We start from the raw sequence: 21,681 nt of genomic DNA on the forward strand, positions 1-21,681 counted from the left end.
GACTATATATATCGCTTTCACGGGATCATTCCTTCGCGTTTACCAATTATCGCTGCGCAAGACCTCGATTTCCGGATTCTTGAGCGGGAGAAGACTCAGCGCGGTTACCTACATCCGAGCGAACTATGTTGTCAGCCCCGCCCCTAGCGTGGGTGTCAGTGCGGTTGGTGTCCCTAGCCGGCGCCCCTGGCTCATAAGGCCGCCCAGCAGCTGGCGACTGACCTGCCCGATCCAACTGCCCCAGCGCAGAATACGCCGTGAACTGGCCCAGCGTGCCCTGGAAGAAGGCCGCGGCCATCGGGGGTGCGGTGATGATCAACGTCGTTAACACCAGTCCTAATCCTCCCTGCTGCAGCGCCATGCTGCTGATGCCCTCGCCCGTAAACCCATTCATCGCCCACTTGGCGACGAAGGCAGCGCCCACTGCGCCGACCACCTTGGTCGCCAAGCTTACCGTGAAGGTCAACACCGACAACGAGAACACGGTGCCCAGTCCATATAGCAGCCATTTGCTGAACAACGACTTCGTCGCCTGGAACAGCAGACACAGGATGAACAACGGACCAAATCCAACCACCAGCGCCATGGCCAGCTTGTTGAGCAGCAACATCGAGCCGGCAACGACACCTGGACCAGCCATGCCGATGCCGGTGAACCACCGGGCCCGGTCTTTTTCATCCTTGCTCTCTGCATCGCCACCGGTGTTGATCTGGTCCAGACCCGACATCGCCACTTGCATCAGCATCAGATTCTTGTCGATCGCCTCGTACGGGCTATCGGAGTCGCCCGTCACCGTCTTGGTGATCGCATGGCTGACCCCGTCGGTCAACGTCCAGTACAGCCGCGAGGACCCTTGGGCCATGCTCGTGGCCAGACCGATGATCAACGCAGCACGCAGCGCGGTCACCACCAGACCCATCGCCGCCTCACGCGACTGCCCGGTCACGATTCGGTAGCCCTGGATCAAAATCCACAGCGTCAGCACCGTGAGCGCCACCACCCCCACCCACGCCGTCGTCCGCTGCAACAGATTCCACTGGAAAATCGCAATCTCATTGCGCAGGTAATCGTTGATCAGACGAAAAAATTCGTATTGGGCGATGTTCGTCAAAAAATCCATATGTCACCACATCCACTTAACGGCTACGCCGTGGGGCAGTCGCTGCCCCGGGGTTGATTACGCTGCATGCTCCGACCGTGCCACCGCGTCAGTCCTTGTCGATCGCCAATGGCGGTTCCATGCCAGATGGCTTCTCACTCTCGACCGTCTTGAGTGCACCTTTCATCACCAGACCGGCCGCCACTGTCTTGCCCAGGCTCAACAGATCAGAGGGAATCCAGGACGGTATCCACGAATCGCTTCCGTCTCCCTTCGGCGGCTCCTTGCCCGCCATCGCGGCCTTCGCAGCGCCGGTTTGCAGTTCGGTCAAGGCCGCCAGGCGCTTTTCGTAGGCAAACATGGCCGACTCCATCTGCTGGCGATCGATATCCATCATCGCCTTCAGCGCCAGCAGCTTATTGGTGTTGCTCTCCAGCTCGCCAATCTTCTGGTCGCCGATTTTCTTGCGCTCTTCCTCGATCGTGCGCAGACGCTCCAGGCGCTTGGTGGTGATCTCGTACATCGCCACCATGTAGTTGAACTGGGAATTGCGCGTACGTTGGATCAGCTCACAGGACTCTCTCTGCGAATCAGAGACAGGGGTACCGGAGGTAGACGCCGAACAGGCGGCCACACCCTGATCATCTGGCACCTTCTTCAAGGTCTCCTTGGGCTTCTCGACCTCCTTGCCACTGGATTCCTTACCGTCGCCGTTCTTGATGGTCTGGTTCTTCCGGATCTGATCGACTTTTTCGTTGAGATCCTTGTCGACCACTTCCCATTGCGCACTGGCCGCTCCCGCCATGCTGAGCAGCACCAGTCCCATGAAGACCCGGGAAAAATGTCTGAACTTGATTGTCATGGTGTTCTTCGCCTCCTGTGACACAAATGAAGATGGTGCGGTGTGAAACTGCTGCGATTGCGTTGGCTGGCTATGCATCTTCAACCTCCTTGTCCTTGGCCGACTTGCGCTTACCGGAGCCCTTGCGGTTGGCATAGAAGTCAGCCAACCACTGCTCCGGCGTCAGCTGGTCGACGGTGACGCCCAGCTTGCCGGCCTTGCCCGCCAGGATCTGGTGCATGATCTCGATATTGTCGGTGGACGAGGAAATCACCGACAGCGCGTCATCCATCCCGCGCAGGTTGAGCTGGCACACCGCCGATGCGTGGCCTTGCTTGACCAGGAAACAGCGCGAACGCTCATCCAGCGACACCACGACCTGGTATTCGGCGTCGGTGAGCTTGAGCCCTTCCATGTAATCGTCGCGGCTGGCATTCGGGTTCGGCAGCAGGATCATGGTGGCCGTCTGCTCGATCAACGCGGCGGCAATGTCGCTGGCCAGCGCATCTTCCGGGCTCTGCGTGGCGAAAATCCCTAAGCCATTCTGCTTACGGATGGTCTTCTGCTTGTTCTTGGCAAATTCCTTCAGGCCACCCTTGCCGTCCAGGATCTTCCAGAATTCGTCCATCACGTAGATCAGCGGGCGGCCGTCGATCAGCGCTTCCAGGCGATGCAGCAGGTAGTTGATCACCGGCACGCGCACTTCGGCGTTGTCGATCACGTCGGTATAGTCGAACCCGATGATCGACGCCCGCGTCAGGTCGATCGTGTCCACCGGATTGTCGAACACCCAACCGAGCGAATTGCCAGCTGTCCAGCGGCGCAGACGCGCATACAGACCGTCGTCGCCCATGTTGGGCAGACTCTTGCGGAAATTGCTCATGCTGCGCAGGTGCATCGGCGTGTCCAGCATGCCTTCTACCGCACGATAGATATCTTCTTCCTCACGGGCACTGTATTCGGCCTTGCCGCCCAGCACCTTGATCAACTCGGCCAGGAATTGGGTGTTGGCTTCATTGCGCTCGCACTGAAAGGGATTGAAGCCGGTCGGAGACCCATTCTCCAGCGCCAGGTAGTTGCCACCGCACGCGCGCACGAAGATCTCCGCGCCGCGGTCCTTGTCGAAGAAGAAGATGGTCGGAATCGGGTCGAACTTCTGCACCTGACTCAACAGGAAGTTGATCAGCGCCGTCTTACCGGTACCCGACTTACCGATCACCATCGTATTACCGATGGCCTTCTCACCCAATGAGTTCTCGGACGGATGCGTCGCATGGAAGTTGAAGTAGTACGGCTGCCCATTGGTTGTCTGCAGAGTGGTGACGCAGTCACCCCATGGATTGTTGTGCTGCTTGCCCTGGGCAAAATTGTGCAGCGGCGACAACCCGAGGAAGTTGAGCGAACTCAGGTTGGCAATGCGCGTACGGAAGCGCCAGTTACCTGGCAGCTGCGAATAAAACGACGATGCGATCGCAAGATCTTCCTTGGCCGAGACGAAGCCGGCATTGGACAATTCGGCTCGGGTGGTTGCGATCTGCCTCGCCAGCTTCTCCTGGCTGTCGGCGTAGACTGCCAAGGTGAAATGGTATTCGCCGAGCACGAAGTTTCCTGAGGCAACATCGTCCATCGCGACATCGAGATCGCGGATCTGGGTCGACGATTTGTCCCCTGAAGAAATCATCATCCCCTTGGTGCGTTCCAACACCTTCAGCGCATCGTGTCGTCCGACCGGGCTGAACGAGTGCGTCATGACGTATTCGAAGTCCAGGTACTTCAGGCCATTGAGAATGCCCGGATAGGTTCCATCCGCATATTCCTTGATATTCAAGATAGCGCCAAAGTGATTGATTCCGTCTGGAGTACGAATGACGAAATCGCCGGTCTTGTTGGCAAACATGTGCTTACTGACGGGCAAATACGCGGGCACCGGAGCTGGCAAGACCGGCACCGGCTCATCGATTCGGTTCAACAAGTAGCCCAGAAACTCCAATGTCTCGGAGAAAACCACACCATTTTTGGCCTCGTACATACCGAGACGGTATGGCGCATAATCCTTGAGCACGGCTTCGACGTTAGTCGCCAGTTCGACAACCTTTGCGACAGCCTGTTCTTCCTCAGCGCGAATCTTGTCCGGGTTCGCGGACTTTTCAACCAAGCGGCGCCCTGTGACTACCGGCCTGTAAATCATGCTGAAATACAGCTCGTTCTGCATGATCTTTTGCGAAGAAAGCGCTGTGTAATACTCGTCGGATAGATTCTGATTGAACGCCTGCTTGAAACGTCCGCCTGCACCGATTCTGCGCCGACGCCGCACATCGTGGACCCAAAATGCCACGTTGGCAAAATCCGGCGCGCGCAGGGTCTGCAAAAGACGGTTAAACGTGTTGTGCCGTTGTTCGAGCTCGAACTCGTCTCGCCCCACGAACGGCAGCCCGCCCAGATGCCAGATCAACAGGTAGTCGCCAGCGGTCGTCTTAACGACGGACGGCGCAACATGCGTCGAGATGGAAACAAACTCGCTGATCGGACTGTCTGGACTGAACATGGTCTTACCAAATTTAGAGAGGAAGCATCACACCAAGCGACTATCGCAAACACCAACCCCACGCGGGTTGTGTGCGTGGGGTTGGTAGACGGCTACGTGCTCATCGCGATTTTCCCGGGGGATTCTTGCGATATTCATTTGGGCTGAAGACCCACATTCCTGAATAACGCTGAAGGTTTCGCGCACGCATTCGGAACAGCCAGCGCAATCCCAGCAACCTGAAAATCATTTCGTCACGCTTGGCCATCTGCTGCATGCCAAAGATGATGACTGGAATGGTCAACAGGTACCAAAGATCGATGTACATCCCCAACAGCAAGCCACCGCCCGCACCAATGAAGAAGGGGATGTAAGGCACCCCCAAAAACATGGCGGGGCGGGTGCATCCGCGGAAGAGTACGTCTTTATGCATAGTATTGAGCGATCTGCATCAGCGAACCGGTGATCGTCGAGCAATCACCCGAACTTCCTTCTTTATTCTGAAGGATCATATTGGCGATCTGGCCAGCGGCACCAATGAGTACGCCACCGATGAGAATGGGCGAAACTTCTGAGATGCGCTTGTGTGCGAAAGCGATCTGATAGCCAGCCACGATGACTGCGATGGTGACCACTGCGATCGAGCCCATGTTCAACAGCTTGGTCACATTGTTCAAAAACCCACACACACGGGTGTCGGTGTCTGCCAGACCGTTGCCGTCTGCGGATGCACCGCCGGCCACCATCAGCAACGAAATGAATAGCAATGCCTTTACTGCCTGGGTGCCGACCATTTTGGCATCGGCGATCGTCTTGTTATCGATTTCAAACTTCATGTCTAACTCCTTGGGAACAGGGGGGGTCCAGCAGCCATATCCTTGGCAATTTCCATCCTAAAAAACGAATGCACTATCCACTTGCGGAACGGTTTGCGGTGCTCGCTGCGTAGAAACGGGTGCAGATTGCTCGATCAGCGTCGAAGCCTGCGGACCGGAGGCTGGTACCGCCACCCCCCGCCCCTGCCCCGTTGCCTTCACTACATACAGCTCGTTTTCTGCCGGAGCAGCTGCAGGAGCCACAGGCGCCGCCCGGCTCGGCAAGGAATACGCTGTCGTAGGCGGGGATAGCATAGGCCCTGGCGGTGAAGCCGCCGTGTGGCTCGCGCCAGCAAAATCCTGAATACGACGAGACACGATCGCGTCCGCCAGTTCGGCTGCAGCTTGTCGCAGAGGATTCGCCGGCTTCAATTGCACCTGGCGGGTTGGCACGACTGCGATGGGCTCGGCACCGGAAGACGCTACCGACTGCCGAATGGAGGCGTAGATCTTCTGCACGTAGCCATGTTTGAAGCCGGTTTCAAAATTTCCGGAGTAGTAGCAGCTAAACGACTTCCCCCAATTGGCGCCAGAACGCGAGTGGCATTCGGCCAGAATCTTTGAGGCGGCGACCAAGTTGGGGCATTTGTCGAATGCCATCTCATAAGTCGCCAAGCCGTATTTCTGCAGGTTGTAGCGATTGACCTGGCCTAAACCGAGCGAAAAGTTGTACCCCTTCTGCTCCAGCATCTTCGCCGTGGCGACCGCTTCAGCCAGACCGCGCGGCTCCCGCACCAGGCGTCCGCCAACGACACCAATGGCATAGGGATTACGCGACGACTCGACACGGACAACGTGTTGCATTACCTCGCCGGGGACGGCCAGTCCAGTGCACCCCATCAGTTCCATGCCAGGCAACATGTCAGTACTCCTTCAAAAACCAGATCAAAATCAGCGACGACGTCGATGCCCTAGCCACCGCGCAGCGTGCGAAGAGGATCGAAATCGATACCCGTGATGAAGCGCCGTCCAGCGTGCGCCTTGATGTGAACCACGATGTCGATGGTCATTCTCAACAGACGTTTGATCACCTCGAACTCCAGACCGGAGCCCTCATTGGAGGCCTTCACCATCAACGCAAGCTGGTCCCAGGTCTGCTCAACACTTCCGGCATGGCAACTGGTGATGGAGCCGGGATGGCCCGACGCGCAGTTACGAATGAAGTAGAACGATTCATCGCCGCGCAGCTCAGCAAGGATGATACGGTCCGGCTTCATACGCAGGCAGGCCTCCATGCAGCTCTTAGCGGTCACGTTGCTGGTGCTTTGACCGCCCTTGGAATAAAGCAGGTGCACGGCGTTCGGCTGGCTAATGAATAGCTCCCGGGCGTCCTCAATCGTCACCAAGCGCTCTTCGCTTGGAATGTGATTGACCAGGGCCTTCATGAAGGTGGTCTTGCCGCTACCTGTCGCCCCAGCAACAACGACGTTTTTCTTGTAAAGCACGCACTTCTTGAAGAACTCTGCGTAGTCGCGCTTGCGGCGCAGCTCAAGCAGTTCCTGGTCGTGATCGCTGACATCCGCCGATTGCTCAAGCACTTCGTCGAAGAAACCGTCGTGCTTGTACTGCTCCAGCGACTTTGTGTGCTTCGAAGGAAGTCGGATCGTAATGGACACCTTGCCCGCATCGCAGGCGGGCGGCATCACGAACTGCGCACGCTGTCCGGTCGGAAACGTCAGCGACACGACAGGATCGGCATCGGTAATGCGTTGCCCGGTGTTGCTCTCATTGACGACCGCCGTACAAAACTGCCGCGCACGGTCGTAGGTGAGGGATGGCACGTCGACTCGCTGCCATCCATGGATCGTTTCCAGGTACAGCTCACCAGGACGATTGATGCAAATTTCGGTCACGTCAGGCGAATTCAGATAGTCCAGAATTCCCAGCACGGAGTACTGGTAATCCAGAAAGTCATTGGAAATACGCGCTGTCGGGGAGTCATCGATCGTCATGGCAACCATTTCATTCACTTCGGCAGGACAGCCGAGAAATCGACGTCCTTGGCAACGTAGACGTTCAAGACCGTTCCTTGGTTGATCGTCAGTGTGGCAGGACGACGTCCTGATTTTTCAACCGCCTGCTCCGCAAGCTGCTGCATGCTACGTGCGGTATTACTCTCAAACGGTTGCTGGGTAATGATGCCGGAGCCCACGCCAATCGTTGTGGTCTCGGGGCCATATTCCGCTGCTGCATACTTGAATGCGTCGCTCAGCAGACTGATGAACAGTGCTGAAGCAATTTTGTTACCCCAATGTGCGTTGTAGTTACCCGGATGACCGGAGCTCCCGAGCGTATCGATGCCTGGACCCATGAGCGTGACATCCAAACCGGTAGGCGTAGTAACGCGGTCCCAGACAACTTGGAGACGATGAGAGGTCGGCTCACCGGCGCTGTACTGACCCAGCATCTTGGACCCCTTCGGAAGAAGCAGGTTGTGCCCATTGATGGAGTAGACCGGCTCGGTGACGATGCACGATGTGTAGCCGCCGAAATCGGAGATGATGCGGGTCTCCAAGATGCAGCGAATATAGGTACCACGCACCAACAGACCGTCCGGGTTGCTGATCGGCTTGGCCAGCGTGACCGGACCATCTTCCTGAGCAGGCGCAGGCTGTGCCCCAAGTTGACCGGGGACCCCACCGCTATTTGCAGCAGACTCAGCAAGGATGCGACGCTCCAACAGCGTCGGCCCACGCTGACGTTCTGGTGCGGAGCTGACCTCTTCACCATTGTCGGTCGGCATTGGTGGCAGTGGCGGCAAACTGGGCTGCTGAGCTAGCGGGACTGGCGCTTCCTCAACTGGCGCCGTCATGCTCTGCGGCAACGCAGGTGCGACCACCGTCTCGGTACGTGGCTTCGGAGGCGCGGAATCCTCCCCGCTTTGTGTCGCTAGCCAGAAGATTGCGAGAATCAAAAGAGCCGCAATGGCTGCAAGAAACACCAGGGCCTTGCGATTAAGGCGCTTGATGTCGCTCGATCTTAAGATCGGCTCATTGGCATCCAGGTCCGGTTCTGCACTGGCCTGCTGGCGCGCAAAGTAAGGATTGTTGCGCTCGTTGTGCTCGCCGTTGCGCTGCTCATCCCCGCCATGGTTCTGGGTGCGCTCATCAGGACTGTTTGGAATATTCGAGTTCACTTTTGCTTGTTCCTTCGCAGACCGACGACGTTATCGCCATGACGAACCACCAGGAAAGGGTAGGTTCCGTGCACGATCAGAGTATTACCCTCTACCGTCGTATTAACGAGAAAATCTTCGGAGTGCTCTTTCTCGCGAGCGAAGACCGCAGGAAAATTTCCAGTCGGAAAACGCGTCAGATCCATATTGATATAAGTGAATTTACCATCATCGTAGACACGACTTGGAATCAACCAGGATTTCTTGGTTCGTGTCGCATAATCGTAATCGTAGTAGTAACGGCGATCCTTCAAGATTTTGGCATTCAACAGCGGGCCGTTCTTCGAAGCATCCGCATCCTCGACATTATTGAAGCTCGTGTCCTTCGGGTAGGTAAATACAACCTTATATTGGACACCCGCTTGCTTCGCCTGCTCAAGACGTTGCCAATCTGTTGCCACTACCTTGAGCTCAAGAATATAAGAATGCGTCGCGGTACGAATCATCATGTTCGTATCGACGTCGACGTTTTTAGGCTTGAGATAAAATACATTCTCTCGCCGCGTAAGCTCCCATCCGCCAGTGAAACCGGTGCTGTAATCAAGAATTTTTTCGTTCGGACTCAGCTCCACTTGAGTGGTAATGCCAAGGCCTGTGCGCACCTGATAGATACGGTCCGGTGCATACTCATATTCCTGGACCACCTGAGCAGCTGCTGACAAAGCACACAGCGCAAGTGGCAGCGCTGACAACAACGCAACCCTATATCGGTTAAAAAGTTTCATCGACCACTTGCTCCATTGACATTCTTGGGCATCCCTTGGGGTTGCATTGCAGGCTGCGCTTGCAGCTGACCGGCCGGCTGCATTTGATCAGGAAATGCTGGCTGCGCCTGTTGCTGAGGCGCGCCACCTTGCTGCTGCATGCCTTGTTGCAGCGGAACGCCCCCTTGAGGTGCAATGGTGGCACCTGCTGCATTTGGATCGGTCATCCCAGTCATCGGCTGCTGCATGGCCTGCTGCTGCACTGCTGCCTGAGGTTGAGCACTGATGACCGCACCAGCGGCTGGGGCAACGGGCAGCGCGGAGTAATCATTATCTACGCGGTAATCAGTGACCCGGAAACCCAGGGGATTTTCAACCCTCAGGCTATCGCTCATCTCAAGATTATCCTGGTAGACGAACCCCATCGTGGCAATTTTGTTATCCAGTAGCGTCGAAACCGTGGAGTTCTTGTCATAAACGGTTCGCTGAAAGCGCACGGTTGCCCCGGTATATGCCTTCCCATTGCCACCAATCAAGGTGATACTCAAAATATTGACGCGAATTGCACGGAGCTTGCCGTACGTATTCAGCGGCCTCGACGGATTGTTGGCAGAATGCAGCGCGCGATATTCACTCACGACGTTTGTTGCCCCCATTGCCGAGACTGTGTTCCAGTCACGCTGGCCAATAATGGAAAGATCAAACGACTCACGCGCAATAATGAAACGCGCGATATTGCTACGCGCCAGCGCCTCGCTGGTACTGATTGTTCGACCACCAAAGTTGGGCTCAAGCTTGGCGATGGTGCTAGTACCCGAATACGCATCTGCCATGACGAGATATGGCACTTTCTCCTTCAACGGCAGCATGTAGTAGTAGCCGCCCGCTGTCATGACGGTGACCAGCATCGACAGCGTCGCCACGATCCAGGCACGCTTTTCGCTGCGGCGCGCGAGGTCGGCAATGCTGACCTCATAATTCACCGCTTTTTGAACGGCCGCACCTACTTGGGCGGAACCGTCCTTTTCACTGACCTTCTTACGCAACATGTCTAGATCCGTCACCGTGAGGCCTTGTCAGGCCTGAAACCATTGCCGCAACGCGTCGCGGGTACTTGAGAAGGTAGGAACACCGCCGGCCCCATGCCTGAAAGGCATCGAGCAGGAGGCAGCCCTTAGAGCTTGGCGCCAGACGACACCGGCACTGGTTGGACCAGCAACTTGTTTGCAGAAACCGACACCGAAACTCCTTGGGCTGCGTACACGGCACTCAGCTCGGTTGCAGCCTGTTGGACGCTGGTCGTGCTGATTGCGGAAACCGGCCCGATCAAGGTGTAGTCCGATGGCAAGTTGTAGGACAGCTGCATATTGGAATCCGCAGCCCAGCGCTCCAGCATGGTCTTCAGCGTACCGTCCATGGGCGTGGCCTGATACGTGTACGAGGTGTAGAGCGGAATTTCGGTGGGCGCCTCGTCAAAGTGGTTGACGTGCTTCCAACGACCACCAAAGTCAGGAGCAGGCTTGGTCGCGCACGCGCCTACCAATGCTGCAGCCACTAGCACCAACGACAGCTTGGACACATACATCGGATTCACTCTGACTTCTCCAACTCATGAAATTTCGGGCTTAAGACGGACAGCACTAAGCCTCCGCGCACCAGTGGGTACCGGAGGAAACGTGTTATTGATGCGTTTCTCGCAGCTCTACCACCCGCTGGGTCGCCCCAGTTGCGAGTGCGTGCTGCCGAGAAAAATGAATACGCTGATAAACCATCCATAGCCTTACTCCAGTACGGCCCATCCGGCGCCGCTCCCCCACGACCATCTATCTAAACCGCAGATTCTTGCTAACTTTGCCCTTAACAAACAGATCCGTCAAGAATTGCGCACCAGGCACGGCACTGCAAATGCGACATCAATCACACTTTGATCGTAAGCGTTTTCACTTCAGTTTTTGGCAGCAGGCGCGCAGTGAAGTAGCGATCCTCGTAGTAGCGAATTTTGTCGCACTTCACCGGATGCGGGATCCCTTCGTACAGGAACACTTCCTTCTCGTTGCCCATGGCCTTGAGCTCCTGGGGCAACATCAGAGCCCGCCGCTCTTCTGACACGCTATGGGTGGTCTCCCGCCCTCGGGTGACGTTCTTCTTCTTGATGGTGGTGTAACCCAGCATCTCGGAGTAGTCGTTGGCGTCCTGCTGTTCGCGCGGCGCGTAGAGGATCTGCAGGGCGTGGTTGGTGATGATGGTGCGTGACAGATCTTTGCCGTAGGTTGCGTCCAACTGCGCCATGCTCTGGATGATGGGCAGCAGGCGGATGTTGTAGCCGGCCATGTAGGCTACCGCGGTCGCGATGATGTCCACCTTGCCGATCGAGGTGAATTCGTCCATCAGCAACAGGCACTGATATTTGAGCTCAGGGTTGGACTTGGGCAGTTCGCGGGTATTGAGGTTGATGATCTGGCTGAAGAGCAGATTGATGATCAGGCGGCTTTCGGCCAGCTTGTTGGGCTGGATGCCGATGTAGATGGTCATCTTCTTCTTGCGAAGGTCCGTGAGCAGGAAGTCGTCCGCACTGGTGGCGGCGTCCAGCACCGGATTGATCCATGCATTGAGCGGCTCCTTCAAGGTGCCCATGATCGAGGCGAAGGTCTCATCCGCCTGGGAGAGCATGTTGGCAAAGGCCGACTTGGCGTTGCTGCTGAGGAACCGCCGCTCGGACAGCGACTTCAGATATTTCTTGAGATCGGTACCGTCGCCCGAGGACAAGCGATAGATCCCGCCTAGCGTGGGCGCCCCTGCCCCACCCGGGAAACCGAGCGACAGCTCCTCGTCCCAGTTCTCGAACAGGTACAGCGCGAATGCCATGAACGCGTTGCGCGCTTGGCTGACCCAGAACTTCTGGTCGTCGGAGCCGTCCGGGTACAGCATCGCCGCGATGCTCATCAGATCCGAAACGCGGAATGCGGGGTCGTTCGACACATAGGTCAACGGATTCCAGCGATGCGTGCGACGGTCTTCGGCGAACGGGTTGAACAGGAAGACTTCGTGGCCCTGACTGGCGCGCCACCCGCTGGTCAGGTCGAAGTTCTCCTGCTTGATGTCCAGGACGACGATCGATTCTTGATACTCCAAGAGGTTAGGAATGACGACACCGACACCCTTGCCCGAGCGCGTCGGCGCAGCAAGAATCACGAATTGCTGGCCGCTCAGTCGCACCAGCTTGCCATTGAACTTGCCGACGACAATGCCGTTTCCGCTGGGCTTGAACAGCCCATGCTTGGAGAGGTCGGCGGCGCCAGCGAAGCGCGCGTCACCGTGCAGGGCGCGCGCCTTGGGCTTGACGATGAGCACAACGACAATCGCCCAGACCAGCACCGGCAGGCTGAATCCAAGCGCGCCCGCAATCTTGATCTTGGTCGCGTAAGGCGCCACTTGGGGCAACCCAAGCGCGCTGAAATAGCGGTAGTAGGTGTCCCACCCGTACAGACCGGTGTCGAGCCGCAGCAACAGCAGGGTGAGATAGCCAGACAGGCAGTATCCGACTAGCACCGCCACCAGCGTGGCAATTGCGATGATTTTGGGTTTGGACATGCGCCCTTCTCCTTAGGCTTGCATCACGATGGCGGGCTAGCGACGCACGACCGGCTTATGGTCGACAAGCTCGGACTTGCGCCCGCCGCTCTCGCTCTCCACCAGCGAATCGATCCAGACGGTGGCCTGGTCCAGGGACAAATCCGGCGTGATCCGCGTACCCGCATCGGTCACGACGGCGTATGCCACGACGGCGTCGGGTGCGTACACCTCGTCACGCGTAATCGCCACAACACGATATCCGCCCCTGGTCAGCACGGTGTGCTGGTATTCGTCCATCGCCAGCCTTCCTTTCCGTCAGCGCGGTGGCGATGCTAAAGCAAGACGTGTGATGGTGAAAGCGGTATCGGCTAACTGGGCGGCGGTGGGCCGCGCTGACCCGCAAAACAGCCGCACTGAACACTTATTTCCCACACCCGAGGCACTTTCGGTGCGCTTGGGAGGAAGAGAGCGGCATTGGGAGTTCGTCCATCTGGGGGCGATACGCCCATGGCATCGCGCATCGTCCGAAACGTGCAGATCAGACAGAGGGCGCGGCACCTTTCGGCATCGCCGCGTACCTGGCTGGGGACGTTTTGACCAAAGACAGCCAACATCCATATGCGAGCGACATGCTTCAACATTGCCAATCGATACGCAACGCGCAGGCAGGCGGGCAGAGATGAAAGCACAGGAAGGCCGTGATTCCAGTATCGCAGACCCGAAACTGACACATGCCAAAGCTGCAAGAGCTTTTGCGTTGGGTCACTTTGGGGGTCAATGGCAGACGTCGCTGCCGATCTTGAAACCACTCAAGCCTCTGTACCGTCTGGACTTAGAGTGGTGGGCGGTACAGGGTTCGAACCTGTGACCCCTACCATGTCAACGGGATTCTAGGGGTAGTCGCAGCAAGGGGATAGCCTGCAAGGCATTGATTAAACGTCTCAGTGGATGCGAGTGCGTCCATATACGTTTGCTTTTTTGCAGGAGCGTTGCAGGAAGCCATGCCGAAGATCACCCGCGAGCCGCTGACGCGGCGTTCCGTCGATGGCGCGAAGGCAACAGGCAAAGCCTACCGGATGCGCGATGCGACCGTGCCCGGCCTGGTGCTGCGTGTCTCTGCCACTGGTGCGCGCTGCTGGGCCATCGTCTGGGGCCGCGGTCAGGAACGCACCTTCGGCGACTACCCCGCTCTGCCGCTGGAAGCAGCACGCGAACGCGCCAGGAGGCTCGCCGGCGAGATCGCCGCGCATGGCGCGCCGCTGGCGGTGATCGAGGCGGCCAGGCCCAAGCCGGCCACCCTGGGCTCCTTCGTGCGGGACCACTACGGCCCATGGGCCAAGGCCAACCAGAAGGCCGGCCAGGCGACGGTGGATGCGCTCGCCGCCCACTTCACCGAGATCGTCGACAAGCCGCTCGCCGCCATCTGCGCGTTCGACCTGGAGCGGTTCAAGGCGCAGCGCCTGAAGGCCGGCATCAAGCCGTCGACGGTGAACCGAGATCTCTCCAGGATCCGCGGGGCGCTATCGCGCGCGGTCGATTGGGGAATGCTCGAGCAGCATCCGATGCGCACCGTGAAGCAGGCCAAGGGGGCCGACGACAGCCGCGTGCGGTACCTGACTCACGAGGAGGAGCGCCAGCTGCGCGCCGGCCTGCAGCAGCGCGGGCAGGATCGCCGCGCGCCTCACCTGCTGCCGATGGTGCTGGTGGCGCTGAACACCGGCATGCGCCGCGGCGAGCTACTCGGCCTGGACTGGGCAGACGTCAACCTGCCGGGCAAACTCGTCACCGTGACGGTGGCCAACGCCAAGAGCCGCAAGGCCCGCCACATTCCGCTCAACAGCGAGGCGCACGACACCCTCGCGCGCTGGGGCCAGCAGGGGGCCGGCATCGGGCTGGTGTTCCCGTCGCCCAGGACAGGCCGGCGCATGGACAACATCAGCAGCAGCTGGGAGGAGCTGTGCGACACGATCGCCCTGCCCGGCTTCCGCTTCCACGACCTGCGGCACACGTTCGCCAGTCGCCTGGTCATGGCCGGCGTCGACCTCAACACCGTGCGTGAGCTGCTGGGGCACTCCGACATTCGCATGACGCTGCGCTATGCCCACCTGGCGCCGGACAAGCTGGCCGAGGCCGTGGCCAGGCTCTGACCGCATCCAACCGCCAGCGGCGGACGGACCGATAGGGGAAATCCGCTATCGGCGATACCGGGAATCCCCGGTATCCCGGCTTTTACTGCACCGCAGGGAATCTCCACCAACGGTGGAATTTCCACCGTTGGCGGGGATCTCCTCAATTTGAGGACATTCGGCGTGCAGGGCTTTTCCTCACCGTGAGGAGAAGGGTGCAACCCCCAATGGGGGACGGACGCCAAAGCAGGGAATCCTGCATCCACCAATGGTGGATGCTGAAAGAATCAGGCGCTTGAGGCGGATCAACTGCCGGAATCCCGGCAGTTGCCGCTTTCCCACCACCGGTGGAGAAGCTCGCCCAGGGTTCGAATCCCAGCCTATCCGCCACACCCGGAGCACCGCCATTGGCGGATTCCGAAGAAATCAACAGCTTGCAGCTTTCCCGCCATTGGTGGAGAAGGTCTAGATCAGTTCGAACAAGCCAAGCTCCAACTCGCGCGCGCGGCGCTTGATCCACTTTCCATCCGGATCAGCCCCGCGGGCTTTCTCGATGGCGATTTCACCGAGCAACGTGAAAAGCCTTTGGCGATCCAGCTGATAGTGCTGCAAAGCCTCGTCGCCGCGCTCCACCTGCGCGCGCAAGACCGTTGCCTCCTCAGATCGAGGTTTGATCTTGGCCAGCCGCGCCTTGTTCTCTGCCTGATACCGCTCGAGCATTTCTGCCATCTCAACGGCAGCCCGATAAGCGTCGTGGACAACGCGCTGGGGATCAACCTGCATCGGCACGCCGGCTTGGCCCGCCAACGATTGCTCCAACCGGTAAACGATCTCGGCGGTGAGCGATCGCCCGGCCTTCTCGGCCGCCTCGTCCAAGCCCGTCTTGAGGCTAGCGGGAAGCCTGATGTTTACCTGTGGGTCGTTTCTAGCCATCCGGAAACAATGACACAGCACGGTGCTTGCACGCCATAAAGCACGGTGCTACATTTGGATTGAAGCACGGTGCTTCATATCCAAACGCAGGGAAACACATGACCAACCCCAACGAACGCCTTAGCTACAACGTCGACGAGGCCTTGGCAGCTACAGGTCTCAACCGCAGCGCGTTCTACCGCGCACTGCAGTCAGGCCAGATCCAATCGTTCAAGTTCGGCAAGCGACGCATGGTGTCGGCGCGCGCGCTGCAGCAATTCATCGAGGCGCAGGAGAGCGAAGCATCCCCACGGAGTCTTGCTTGACCCCCGCAAATAGAAACGGCCCGAGCGCGCCAACGCCCGAGCCGTAGAAGACAAGCCCGAACCCTACCAAGGAACGACCAAGCCATGAGCACAACTCTACATCATCCGCGCGCTGCTGCAACCGGCAGCCACCCCGCCCTGCTGTCAGGCAACACCTACGCCACCAGGCCGACCAAGCTGGACCCCATCGCATGCGACTGCTGCCACCGCTCGATCGGCTGGCAGGAAGCGCGCCGGTCAATGTGCACATTCCCCTTCGGGACGCTGCATTACGTCCTGTGCCCCCAGTGCAACCGCGTGGAGGACTTTGAAGACCGCCCGGTCAAGCTCGGCTGGATGCTCACGCGCGCTGGTCGCTTCGGTCAGCAGTTCCGCGAGGCCGTGCAGGCGCAGCTGGGGTGGCAGGCATGAGCGCTCAAAAGCAGCCATCCTTTCGCGACTGCCCTGGCCGGCAATCACAGGTGGAGTTCGCCCTGCGCTTCACCCAGTGGATGCAGTCGCGCCGGCGGCAGGCGACCGTCAGCGACATGATGGAACGCTGGGGCATGAGTCGCGCCACTGCCTACCGTTACAAGGCCGTCTATGACTCGGTGACCGGCGGTGATGCATGAGCGTCACCGTGCTGCCCTTTCCGTCTAAGCGCGTTGTGCGTCAGCTCCCGCCGCGCCCTCCCAGTCGCATGGATTTGCTGGTGGAGGCGCTAGAGCGATTGGCCGCCGATCCGGATAGCCCCTTCGCACGTCGCATCCAGCAGCTGCGCAACGGAGACACCAAACGATGAGTTTTCAGGCGTTGACATGGGCCGTGCAGCAACAGCTGCCGGTGCAACAAAAAATGGTTCTGCTGATGCTCGCCAACAGGACCAACCCTGATCACGGACGGTGTGACCCTACGCATCAGAAGCTGGCAAGCGACTGCGGCATGAGCCCTGAGAGTGTGAAACGTTCGATTCGAGCGTTAGCCGAGCGGGGTCTGCTCACCATCAGAAGAAGGTGGGATGGTGATGTCAGCCTGCCGAATCAGTACGACCTGCACATTGGGGGGTGGAGTCAGACAGACCCCACCGGGTGCAGGCAGACCCCACGGTGGGAGCGCACAGACCCCACCGTGGGGTCTGACAGACCTACAAAACAGAAATCTAAACATAAAGATAAACAGGCGCCCACACACCGCCTCAGCCAACCATCTACTGGAGACGGTCCAGACAGAGGCGGTAGGGATGCCGATGCAGTTGTGCATGCAGCGCAGCGGCTGCAGTCCGCAGGCATACCGGCAGCCAAGGCAAACCCCGAGCTAGCCCGATCGATCGCTGCAGTCGTGGAAGATCACACGCAGCGTCTCATGGGGCTGGCAGCAGCCCACCCTGGCAAGCCGATGAACTACCTGCTTACCGTCCAGGCGGCGAGCACTTCAACCGGAGCAATCAGGAATGGAAACAATCGCGCGGAGAGCGCATCCGAGCGCACACGCAGGCTCTGTGACGAGGCGATCCAGCGAGAGCGGGAAACGCGCCTCGGCAATGTCATCGAGGGCAATTTCCGAGCTGTGGGTAACGATGACTGAGATCTACGGACCTCATTGGGTACAGCGCTGGGGCGCACGGCCAGCAGGCAGCCGATCAGTGGCGTGGACGCGACAGGTTGCTGACCTCACGCAGACGGAGATCGAGGCTGGGCTCACAAAGTGCATGCTGGGTGCTGACCCAATGCCACCCACGCCAGCGGAGTTCCGAGCACGCTGTGTGGGTCATGGACGGCCACCAGCCGCCCACTGGCTTATGCGGAGCCTGCCTGCTGCGCTCGGCCAGCAGCGCGCCGGCAAGGTCGCCGCGTGCGGACCTGATCGATGACAGCCGAGCGGCCCCGGGGGGGCGTGCGAAAAATTCAAATCGCCCCCACCGGACACCGGCCGCTCAGCGAAATTTTCGCACCGTCAAAATTAGCTTTTGAAAATATCGGGAGGCACTTTGGACCCTGACAGGCCCACCATGCATGGGGTTCCGCTTGATCGGGCCGCCGCGGAGCTGGGCGTTCCTACTGGAACGCTACGGCGCTGGGTGCGGCAAGGCTGTCCGGTGGTCCACCGGGGGCACCGCGGGCGCGGCCATGCGGCGCTGGTCGATCCCGCAGAGGTGCTGCAATGGCGGCAGGCCGGCGCGCGCCAGCAGGTCTACCTTGAGCTCGCGAGCGCGGTACCCACCGTGATCGCGCACGCGGCATGCGATTCGATGCGCCTCGCCAACGGGATCGACAAGAAACGGCTCGCAGGGGTGCAGGCGGCGACCTGGTACGTGGCGACCAACGCTGTGCTGGATCACCTGCGCGAGCGCTGCCCCGCAGTGCCGGAACTGGCCGTAGTGCCGGACGAAATCGAGCAGCTCCGTAAAATCGCACGATAGCGATTGATTTTAGGCGGTCTCGGTACGGTGTCCCCATCAACCCACCGGAGACGCCCCAGATGGACCCCATGCAGCACGCTGCACTTTCCCGCGCCCGCACTGCTCTCGACGTGGCGGTAGCCAACGAATGCAGCTCTGCCAAGGCGAAGGCTTTCGTTGAAATTGCGCTGGGCATGATGCTCAACGGCAAGAACTTCCGCGCCGCCATCGCCTCTCACCCATCTGCGCTGGTCCAGAAGGCTGTAGCGGAATCCACCTTCGGCGAGGTGTGGCAGACCCCAAATGCTGCGGCGCTAGCGGCCAGCTACATCGGCAGCATCGCCGAGGGCTCGCTGCTCGACCAGATCATCGCCTATGGCTCCTTGCTACCGCTCAACGTCCCCGGTGTGCTGGTCGGCAGCGGTTACAGCGCCAACGTCACCAAGGAAGGCGACCCGAAGGTCGTCAAGAACTTGGAGCTCAGCACGACCGACGTGGAGCTGCACAAGGCCGCTGCGATCGTGGTGATGACGCAGGAGCTTGTTCGCGCAATCGGCGGGCAGGCCATTTTCGAGAGCGAGCTCCGCAAGAGCGTCACGCGCGCTGTCAATTCATCGGTCCTCGCCCAGTTGCTGGACAGCGCGCCGAAGTATGTCGCGCCGAGCGCCGACGCTCTGGCCAACCTCCGTGCCGGCATGTTTGCTGCTGGACCATCCGAAGGGTACGTAGTTGCCGCGCCGGCGGTCGACGTCATGGACCTGGCCACGCGTCTGGAAAATCGGGGCGGCATGGGCCTGCGCGGCGGCACCTTCATCCCAGGAGTTCAAGTTGTCGCCCTGGACGAAATCTCGGACATGTACGTCATCCCCGCTTCGCGCATTGCCGTCCGCGATCAGGGGCTCGAGGTGCGCAGCGCAGGGCATGCAACGGTCAACATGGTCGATACGCCCACCGGCCCCTCGCAATTGGTGTCGCTGTTCCAGACCAACAGCATTGGCCTGCTCGCAGAGCGAAATTTCCACCTGGCGGCCGCTTCGCCCATGGTGGTTGTTGGTGAGGATCCGAACCCATGAGCGTCGGGACCGCCTACCAGGAGGCGCTGAAAGCGTTGGCTGAGCAGGTTGCCCGCGCATACCGCGAGGACTGCTGCAGCTTCCACGTGTCCGCAGGACTGATTCAAGGCAATACCATGATCGCGGTCACTGCCACGTTTGATGCAACCGGCACCGAGTGCTGGGTGCCACTGGCTTTGGGCGGCGATCCCTGGACGGATGAGAGGCGCGTGCGCATCGAACACGATGCGCAGGCAGTGATCTCGCAGCGGCTCAGCATCGAAGAGGGCGTTGCTTACATCGTTCGGCAGTACATGCTTGGGGTGCTCGATGGGTATCGCTGATCGACTGATGTCGCTGGTTACTCGCCGCGCGCCGGCAGCTGCAACAGCGGTCGAGTCTCCTGGCGGTGGTGGTTGGCGGAACATCCTCGAACCGTTCACCGGCGCTTGGCAGCGCAACCAATCGATCGCCACACCCAGAGAGCTGGAGACGTACAGCACGGTGTATGCATGCATGTCGCGCATTTCCAGCGATATCGGCAAGCTGCCTTTCACGCTCAAGCGGCGCGATGCAAACGGCCTTTGGGGCGCTGACCGGCACCAGACCATCACCCCGCTGCTCCGGCGGCAGAATGTCTACCAGACGCCCGCGCAATTCCGCGAGGCCTGGATCCTGTCTAAGCTCAGCCACGGCAATACCTACGTGCTGAAAGGCCGGAACAGCAGCGGTGCTGTTACGCATCTGTGGGTGCTGGACCCGAGTCGCGTGGAATCATTGATCGCCCCATCGGGCGACGTTTACTATCGGCTACGCTATGGCCGCCCGGAGAACCTACTGCCGATGCAGTACTCGGGCGATGAGCTGATCGTCCCGGCCACCGAGATCATCCACGATCGAGAGATGGCGCTTTTCCATCAGCTGATTGGTGTGGGCCCGTTGGATGCTGCCACCCTGGCTGCGAACAAGAACATCCGCATCCAGCAAGACGCCACCAAATTTTTCACGAACGGAGCGAACCCGGGCGGCATCCTGACGGCACCCGCGGGCATGACGGAAACCGACGCACAGGCGGTCAAGGAATACTGGAACACCAACTTCCAAGGAGCGAATGCCGGGAAGGTCGCGGTAATCGGCGCGGACATGAAGTTCACGTCCTTCGCGTTCAAGGCGATCGACTCGCAGATGGTGGAGCAGCTGCGCTACTCCGATGAGCAGATTGCGCATGCTTTCGGCATTCCCCCGTTCAAGGTGGGCATCGGCAGTATCCCCGCCGGCATGAAGGTCGACGACCTCAACCAGATGTATTACGCCGACGCTCTGCAGGCGCGTATCGAGGCGATGGAGGACTGTCTGGACCAGGCGTTGGGCCTGGGTGATGAGATCGGCGTGGAGCTCAACCTGGAGCCGCTACTGCGCATGGATCTCGGCAAGCAGGCGGAAGTGCATGCAGCGCTCACCGGCGCTGGCATCGAAGCGCCCAACGAAGCACGCCGCCGCTTCGGACTCTCTCCGCTCACTGGCGGCGACAGCGTCTACCTGCAGCAGCAGAACTACAGCTTGGAGGCCCTCGCACGCCGCGACAGCTCCCCGGATCCGTTCGCCACTGGCGCCACCGGTGAGCGCGGCCTGAGCCCCGCTCGTCTGCTGACCAGAGATTTGCCGGGCGGCCGCGCCAAGCAGCGAGCCAAATTCAACCACGACGACGGCAGCTGGGATGTTGAGATTGCTCCCAATCGCTGGCTGCATCGCGTGAGCTCTCACCAAATCGAGAACATGAGGAGCGTTGGCTGATGGAAACGAAAGGTAGCGGACGTTCCAGGCACGAATTGCCCGCCGCGCTGAGGAGCCAGGCAAGCGACGTCCATACCGCGTGCCGCAATTTGGCCCAGAAAGTGGCGATGCACTTGATGCGCAACGATGAGGCTGCTGCAACATCCCTCGCACTGGCGATCGAGCGCGGTGAACGCCTGATGGTCGCGATCGACTTGGACACGGCAGATAGCGCGCTGAGGGTGCTGTCGGTCGCTGCTGACCAGCAAGTCACTCAGCACGCCGCACTCGGCCTGCTTGCACTCTCCGAAACGAGGAATTGAC

Annotated in this window: 24 protein-coding genes; 10 read left to right on the forward strand and 14 right to left on the reverse strand. The window is 59.5% G+C overall.

The annotated features are described in order from the left end of the window. Nucleotides 1–46 precede the first annotated feature (46 nt). From ACDH77_RS12615 to ACDH77_RS12675, 13 genes are all read right to left on the reverse strand, one after another. Nucleotides 47–1,120, reverse strand: coding sequence for a type IV secretion system protein (locus ACDH77_RS12615; RefSeq protein WP_031423267.1), 1,074 nt, complete (start codon nt 1,118–1,120; stop codon nt 47–49). Between the two features lie 88 nt (nt 1,121–1,208). Further along, nucleotides 1,209–1,961: a hypothetical protein gene (locus ACDH77_RS12620; RefSeq protein WP_031423269.1), complete on the reverse strand. Its 753-nt coding sequence runs from the start codon at nt 1,959–1,961 to the stop codon at nt 1,209–1,211. Nucleotides 1,962–2,031: 70 nt separating this feature from the next. Next, nucleotides 2,032–4,485 carry a VirB4 family type IV secretion/conjugal transfer ATPase gene (locus tag ACDH77_RS12625; RefSeq protein WP_031423271.1) on the reverse strand — a complete coding sequence of 818 codons (2,454 nt, stop codon included), beginning with the start codon at nt 4,483–4,485 and terminating at the stop codon, nt 2,032–2,034. Nucleotides 4,486–4,585: 100 nt separating this feature from the next. Further along, the gene (locus tag ACDH77_RS12630; RefSeq protein ID WP_051876417.1) at nt 4,586–4,897 is read right to left on the reverse strand and encodes a type IV secretion system protein VirB3; all 312 of its coding nucleotides are present in this window, start codon (nt 4,895–4,897) and stop codon (nt 4,586–4,588) included. Further along, nucleotides 4,890–5,300 (reverse strand): TrbC/VirB2 family protein, encoded by a 411-nt coding sequence (locus tag ACDH77_RS12635; RefSeq protein WP_031423275.1) that lies wholly within the window; start codon nt 5,298–5,300, stop codon nt 4,890–4,892. Before ACDH77_RS12635 ends, ACDH77_RS12630 begins: the two co-directional genes overlap by 8 nt. A gap of 57 nt (nt 5,301–5,357) precedes the next feature. Next, nucleotides 5,358–6,188, reverse strand: a complete 831-nt coding sequence (locus tag ACDH77_RS12640) for a lytic transglycosylase domain-containing protein (protein ID WP_031423278.1) — start codon at nt 6,186–6,188, stop codon at nt 5,358–5,360. Nucleotides 6,189–6,250: 62 nt separating this feature from the next. Next, nucleotides 6,251–7,300: a P-type DNA transfer ATPase VirB11 gene (gene virB11, locus ACDH77_RS12645; protein ID WP_031423280.1), complete on the reverse strand. Its 1,050-nt coding sequence runs from the start codon at nt 7,298–7,300 to the stop codon at nt 6,251–6,253. A 5-nt stretch (nt 7,301–7,305) separates the two neighbouring features. Then, nucleotides 7,306–8,475 (reverse strand): TrbI/VirB10 family protein, encoded by a 1,170-nt coding sequence (locus ACDH77_RS12650; RefSeq protein WP_042773909.1) that lies wholly within the window; start codon nt 8,473–8,475, stop codon nt 7,306–7,308. Continuing rightward, on the reverse strand, nt 8,472–9,239 hold the full coding sequence (locus ACDH77_RS12655) for a TrbG/VirB9 family P-type conjugative transfer protein (RefSeq protein WP_008571003.1): 768 nt from the start codon (nt 9,237–9,239) through the stop codon (nt 8,472–8,474). Before ACDH77_RS12655 ends, ACDH77_RS12650 begins: the two co-directional genes overlap by 4 nt. Beyond that, a complete protein-coding gene (locus ACDH77_RS12660) occupies nt 9,236–10,267 on the reverse strand; it encodes a virB8 family protein (RefSeq protein ID WP_181388280.1) in 1,032 nt (343 codons plus the stop codon). Before ACDH77_RS12660 ends, ACDH77_RS12655 begins: the two co-directional genes overlap by 4 nt. A 125-nt stretch (nt 10,268–10,392) precedes the next feature. Continuing rightward, nucleotides 10,393–10,803 carry a TcpQ domain-containing protein gene (locus ACDH77_RS12665; protein WP_005914237.1) on the reverse strand — a complete coding sequence of 137 codons (411 nt, stop codon included), beginning with the start codon at nt 10,801–10,803 and terminating at the stop codon, nt 10,393–10,395. Between the two features lie 332 nt (nt 10,804–11,135). Further along, on the reverse strand, nt 11,136–12,809 hold the full coding sequence (locus tag ACDH77_RS12670; RefSeq protein ID WP_031423289.1) for a type IV secretory system conjugative DNA transfer family protein: 1,674 nt from the start codon (nt 12,807–12,809) through the stop codon (nt 11,136–11,138). 36 nt (nt 12,810–12,845) lie between these two features. After that, a complete protein-coding gene (locus ACDH77_RS12675; RefSeq protein ID WP_029819735.1) occupies nt 12,846–13,088 on the reverse strand; it encodes a hypothetical protein in 243 nt (80 codons plus the stop codon). Nucleotides 13,089–13,792: 704 nt separating this feature from the next. Between ACDH77_RS12675 and ACDH77_RS12680 the strand changes: the two genes are divergently transcribed. After that, the gene (locus tag ACDH77_RS12680) at nt 13,793–14,938 is read left to right on the forward strand and encodes a tyrosine-type recombinase/integrase (RefSeq protein ID WP_372353480.1); all 1,146 of its coding nucleotides are present in this window, start codon (nt 13,793–13,795) and stop codon (nt 14,936–14,938) included. A gap of 444 nt (nt 14,939–15,382) precedes the next feature. Here the strand turns inward: ACDH77_RS12680 and ACDH77_RS12685 are convergent, their stop codons facing one another. Next, nucleotides 15,383–15,793, reverse strand: a complete 411-nt coding sequence (locus ACDH77_RS12685; RefSeq protein ID WP_372353481.1) for a hypothetical protein — start codon at nt 15,791–15,793, stop codon at nt 15,383–15,385. A gap of 155 nt (nt 15,794–15,948) precedes the next feature. Here ACDH77_RS12685 and ACDH77_RS12690 point away from each other — a divergent pair, with 155 nt between their 5' ends. The 9 genes from ACDH77_RS12690 (at nt 15,949) to ACDH77_RS12730 (ending at nt 21,680) form a co-directional block, all read left to right on the forward strand. Next, complete coding sequence (locus tag ACDH77_RS12690; RefSeq protein ID WP_371887631.1) at nt 15,949–16,155, forward strand: helix-turn-helix transcriptional regulator; 207 nt, start codon at nt 15,949–15,951, stop codon at nt 16,153–16,155. An 84-nt stretch (nt 16,156–16,239) separates the two neighbouring features. After that, a complete protein-coding gene (locus tag ACDH77_RS12695) occupies nt 16,240–16,566 on the forward strand; it encodes a hypothetical protein (RefSeq protein WP_372353482.1) in 327 nt (108 codons plus the stop codon). Continuing rightward, a complete protein-coding gene (locus ACDH77_RS12700; protein ID WP_372353483.1) occupies nt 16,563–16,766 on the forward strand; it encodes a hypothetical protein in 204 nt (67 codons plus the stop codon). Before ACDH77_RS12695 ends, ACDH77_RS12700 begins: the two co-directional genes overlap by 4 nt. A 166-nt stretch (nt 16,767–16,932) precedes the next feature. Further along, nucleotides 16,933–17,718: a helix-turn-helix domain-containing protein gene (locus ACDH77_RS12705; RefSeq protein ID WP_372371834.1), complete on the forward strand. Its 786-nt coding sequence runs from the start codon at nt 16,933–16,935 to the stop codon at nt 17,716–17,718. Between the two features lie 424 nt (nt 17,719–18,142). After that, nucleotides 18,143–18,553: a terminase small subunit gene (locus ACDH77_RS12710; RefSeq protein WP_166764916.1), complete on the forward strand. Its 411-nt coding sequence runs from the start codon at nt 18,143–18,145 to the stop codon at nt 18,551–18,553. Nucleotides 18,554–18,612: 59 nt separating this feature from the next. Beyond that, on the forward strand, nt 18,613–19,605 hold the full coding sequence (locus ACDH77_RS12715; RefSeq protein WP_372353484.1) for a hypothetical protein: 993 nt from the start codon (nt 18,613–18,615) through the stop codon (nt 19,603–19,605). Then, a complete protein-coding gene (locus ACDH77_RS12720; protein WP_372353485.1) occupies nt 19,602–19,928 on the forward strand; it encodes a hypothetical protein in 327 nt (108 codons plus the stop codon). Before ACDH77_RS12715 ends, ACDH77_RS12720 begins: the two co-directional genes overlap by 4 nt. Continuing rightward, nucleotides 19,915–21,378, forward strand: coding sequence for a phage portal protein (locus ACDH77_RS12725; protein ID WP_372353486.1), 1,464 nt, complete (start codon nt 19,915–19,917; stop codon nt 21,376–21,378). Before ACDH77_RS12720 ends, ACDH77_RS12725 begins: the two co-directional genes overlap by 14 nt. Further along, nucleotides 21,378–21,680, forward strand: a complete 303-nt coding sequence (locus ACDH77_RS12730; protein WP_372353487.1) for a hypothetical protein — start codon at nt 21,378–21,380, stop codon at nt 21,678–21,680. The genes ACDH77_RS12725 and ACDH77_RS12730 overlap by 1 nt, the downstream gene beginning before the upstream one ends. The last annotated feature ends 1 nt before the right edge of the window (nt 21,681 follow it).

Source organism: Xanthomonas axonopodis pv. maculifoliigardeniae, assembly GCF_041519315.1.
Taxonomy (GTDB): Bacteria; Pseudomonadota; Gammaproteobacteria; order Xanthomonadales; family Xanthomonadaceae; genus Xanthomonas; species Xanthomonas euvesicatoria.

Excerpts from the sequence above, each read along its gene's own strand:
- ACDH77_RS12615 (WP_031423267.1), bottom strand. The coding sequence starts at position 1,120 with ATGGATTTTTTGACGAACATCGCCCAATACGAATTTTTTCGTCTGATC.
- ACDH77_RS12620 (WP_031423269.1), bottom strand. The coding sequence starts at position 1,961 with ATGACAATCAAGTTCAGACATTTTTCCCGGGTCTTCATGGGACTGGTG.
- ACDH77_RS12625 (WP_031423271.1), bottom strand. The coding sequence starts at position 4,485 with ATGTTCAGTCCAGACAGTCCGATCAGCGAGTTTGTTTCCATCTCGACG.
- ACDH77_RS12630 (WP_051876417.1), bottom strand. The coding sequence starts at position 4,897 with ATGCATAAAGACGTACTCTTCCGCGGATGCACCCGCCCCGCCATGTTT.
- ACDH77_RS12635 (WP_031423275.1), bottom strand. The coding sequence starts at position 5,300 with ATGAAGTTTGAAATCGATAACAAGACGATCGCCGATGCCAAAATGGTC.
- ACDH77_RS12640 (WP_031423278.1), bottom strand. The coding sequence starts at position 6,188 with ATGGAACTGATGGGGTGCACTGGACTGGCCGTCCCCGGCGAGGTAATG.
- virB11 (WP_031423280.1), bottom strand. The coding sequence starts at position 7,300 with ATGGTTGCCATGACGATCGATGACTCCCCGACAGCGCGTATTTCCAAT.
- ACDH77_RS12655 (WP_008571003.1), bottom strand. The coding sequence starts at position 9,239 with ATGAAACTTTTTAACCGATATAGGGTTGCGTTGTTGTCAGCGCTGCCA.
- ACDH77_RS12660 (WP_181388280.1), bottom strand. The coding sequence starts at position 10,267 with ATGTTGCGTAAGAAGGTCAGTGAAAAGGACGGTTCCGCCCAAGTAGGT.
- ACDH77_RS12665 (WP_005914237.1), bottom strand. The coding sequence starts at position 10,803 with ATGTATGTGTCCAAGCTGTCGTTGGTGCTAGTGGCTGCAGCATTGGTA.
- ACDH77_RS12670 (WP_031423289.1), bottom strand. The coding sequence starts at position 12,809 with ATGTCCAAACCCAAAATCATCGCAATTGCCACGCTGGTGGCGGTGCTA.
- ACDH77_RS12675 (WP_029819735.1), bottom strand. The coding sequence starts at position 13,088 with ATGGACGAATACCAGCACACCGTGCTGACCAGGGGCGGATATCGTGTT.
- ACDH77_RS12680 (WP_372353480.1), top strand. The coding sequence starts at position 13,793 with ATGCCGAAGATCACCCGCGAGCCGCTGACGCGGCGTTCCGTCGATGGC.
- ACDH77_RS12690 (WP_371887631.1), top strand. The coding sequence starts at position 15,949 with ATGACCAACCCCAACGAACGCCTTAGCTACAACGTCGACGAGGCCTTG.
- ACDH77_RS12695 (WP_372353482.1), top strand. The coding sequence starts at position 16,240 with ATGAGCACAACTCTACATCATCCGCGCGCTGCTGCAACCGGCAGCCAC.
- ACDH77_RS12700 (WP_372353483.1), top strand. The coding sequence starts at position 16,563 with ATGAGCGCTCAAAAGCAGCCATCCTTTCGCGACTGCCCTGGCCGGCAA.
- ACDH77_RS12705 (WP_372371834.1), top strand. The coding sequence starts at position 16,933 with ATGAGTTTTCAGGCGTTGACATGGGCCGTGCAGCAACAGCTGCCGGTG.
- ACDH77_RS12710 (WP_166764916.1), top strand. The coding sequence starts at position 18,143 with ATGCATGGGGTTCCGCTTGATCGGGCCGCCGCGGAGCTGGGCGTTCCT.
- ACDH77_RS12715 (WP_372353484.1), top strand. The coding sequence starts at position 18,613 with ATGGACCCCATGCAGCACGCTGCACTTTCCCGCGCCCGCACTGCTCTC.
- ACDH77_RS12720 (WP_372353485.1), top strand. The coding sequence starts at position 19,602 with ATGAGCGTCGGGACCGCCTACCAGGAGGCGCTGAAAGCGTTGGCTGAG.
- ACDH77_RS12725 (WP_372353486.1), top strand. The coding sequence starts at position 19,915 with ATGGGTATCGCTGATCGACTGATGTCGCTGGTTACTCGCCGCGCGCCG.
- ACDH77_RS12730 (WP_372353487.1), top strand. The coding sequence starts at position 21,378 with ATGGAAACGAAAGGTAGCGGACGTTCCAGGCACGAATTGCCCGCCGCG.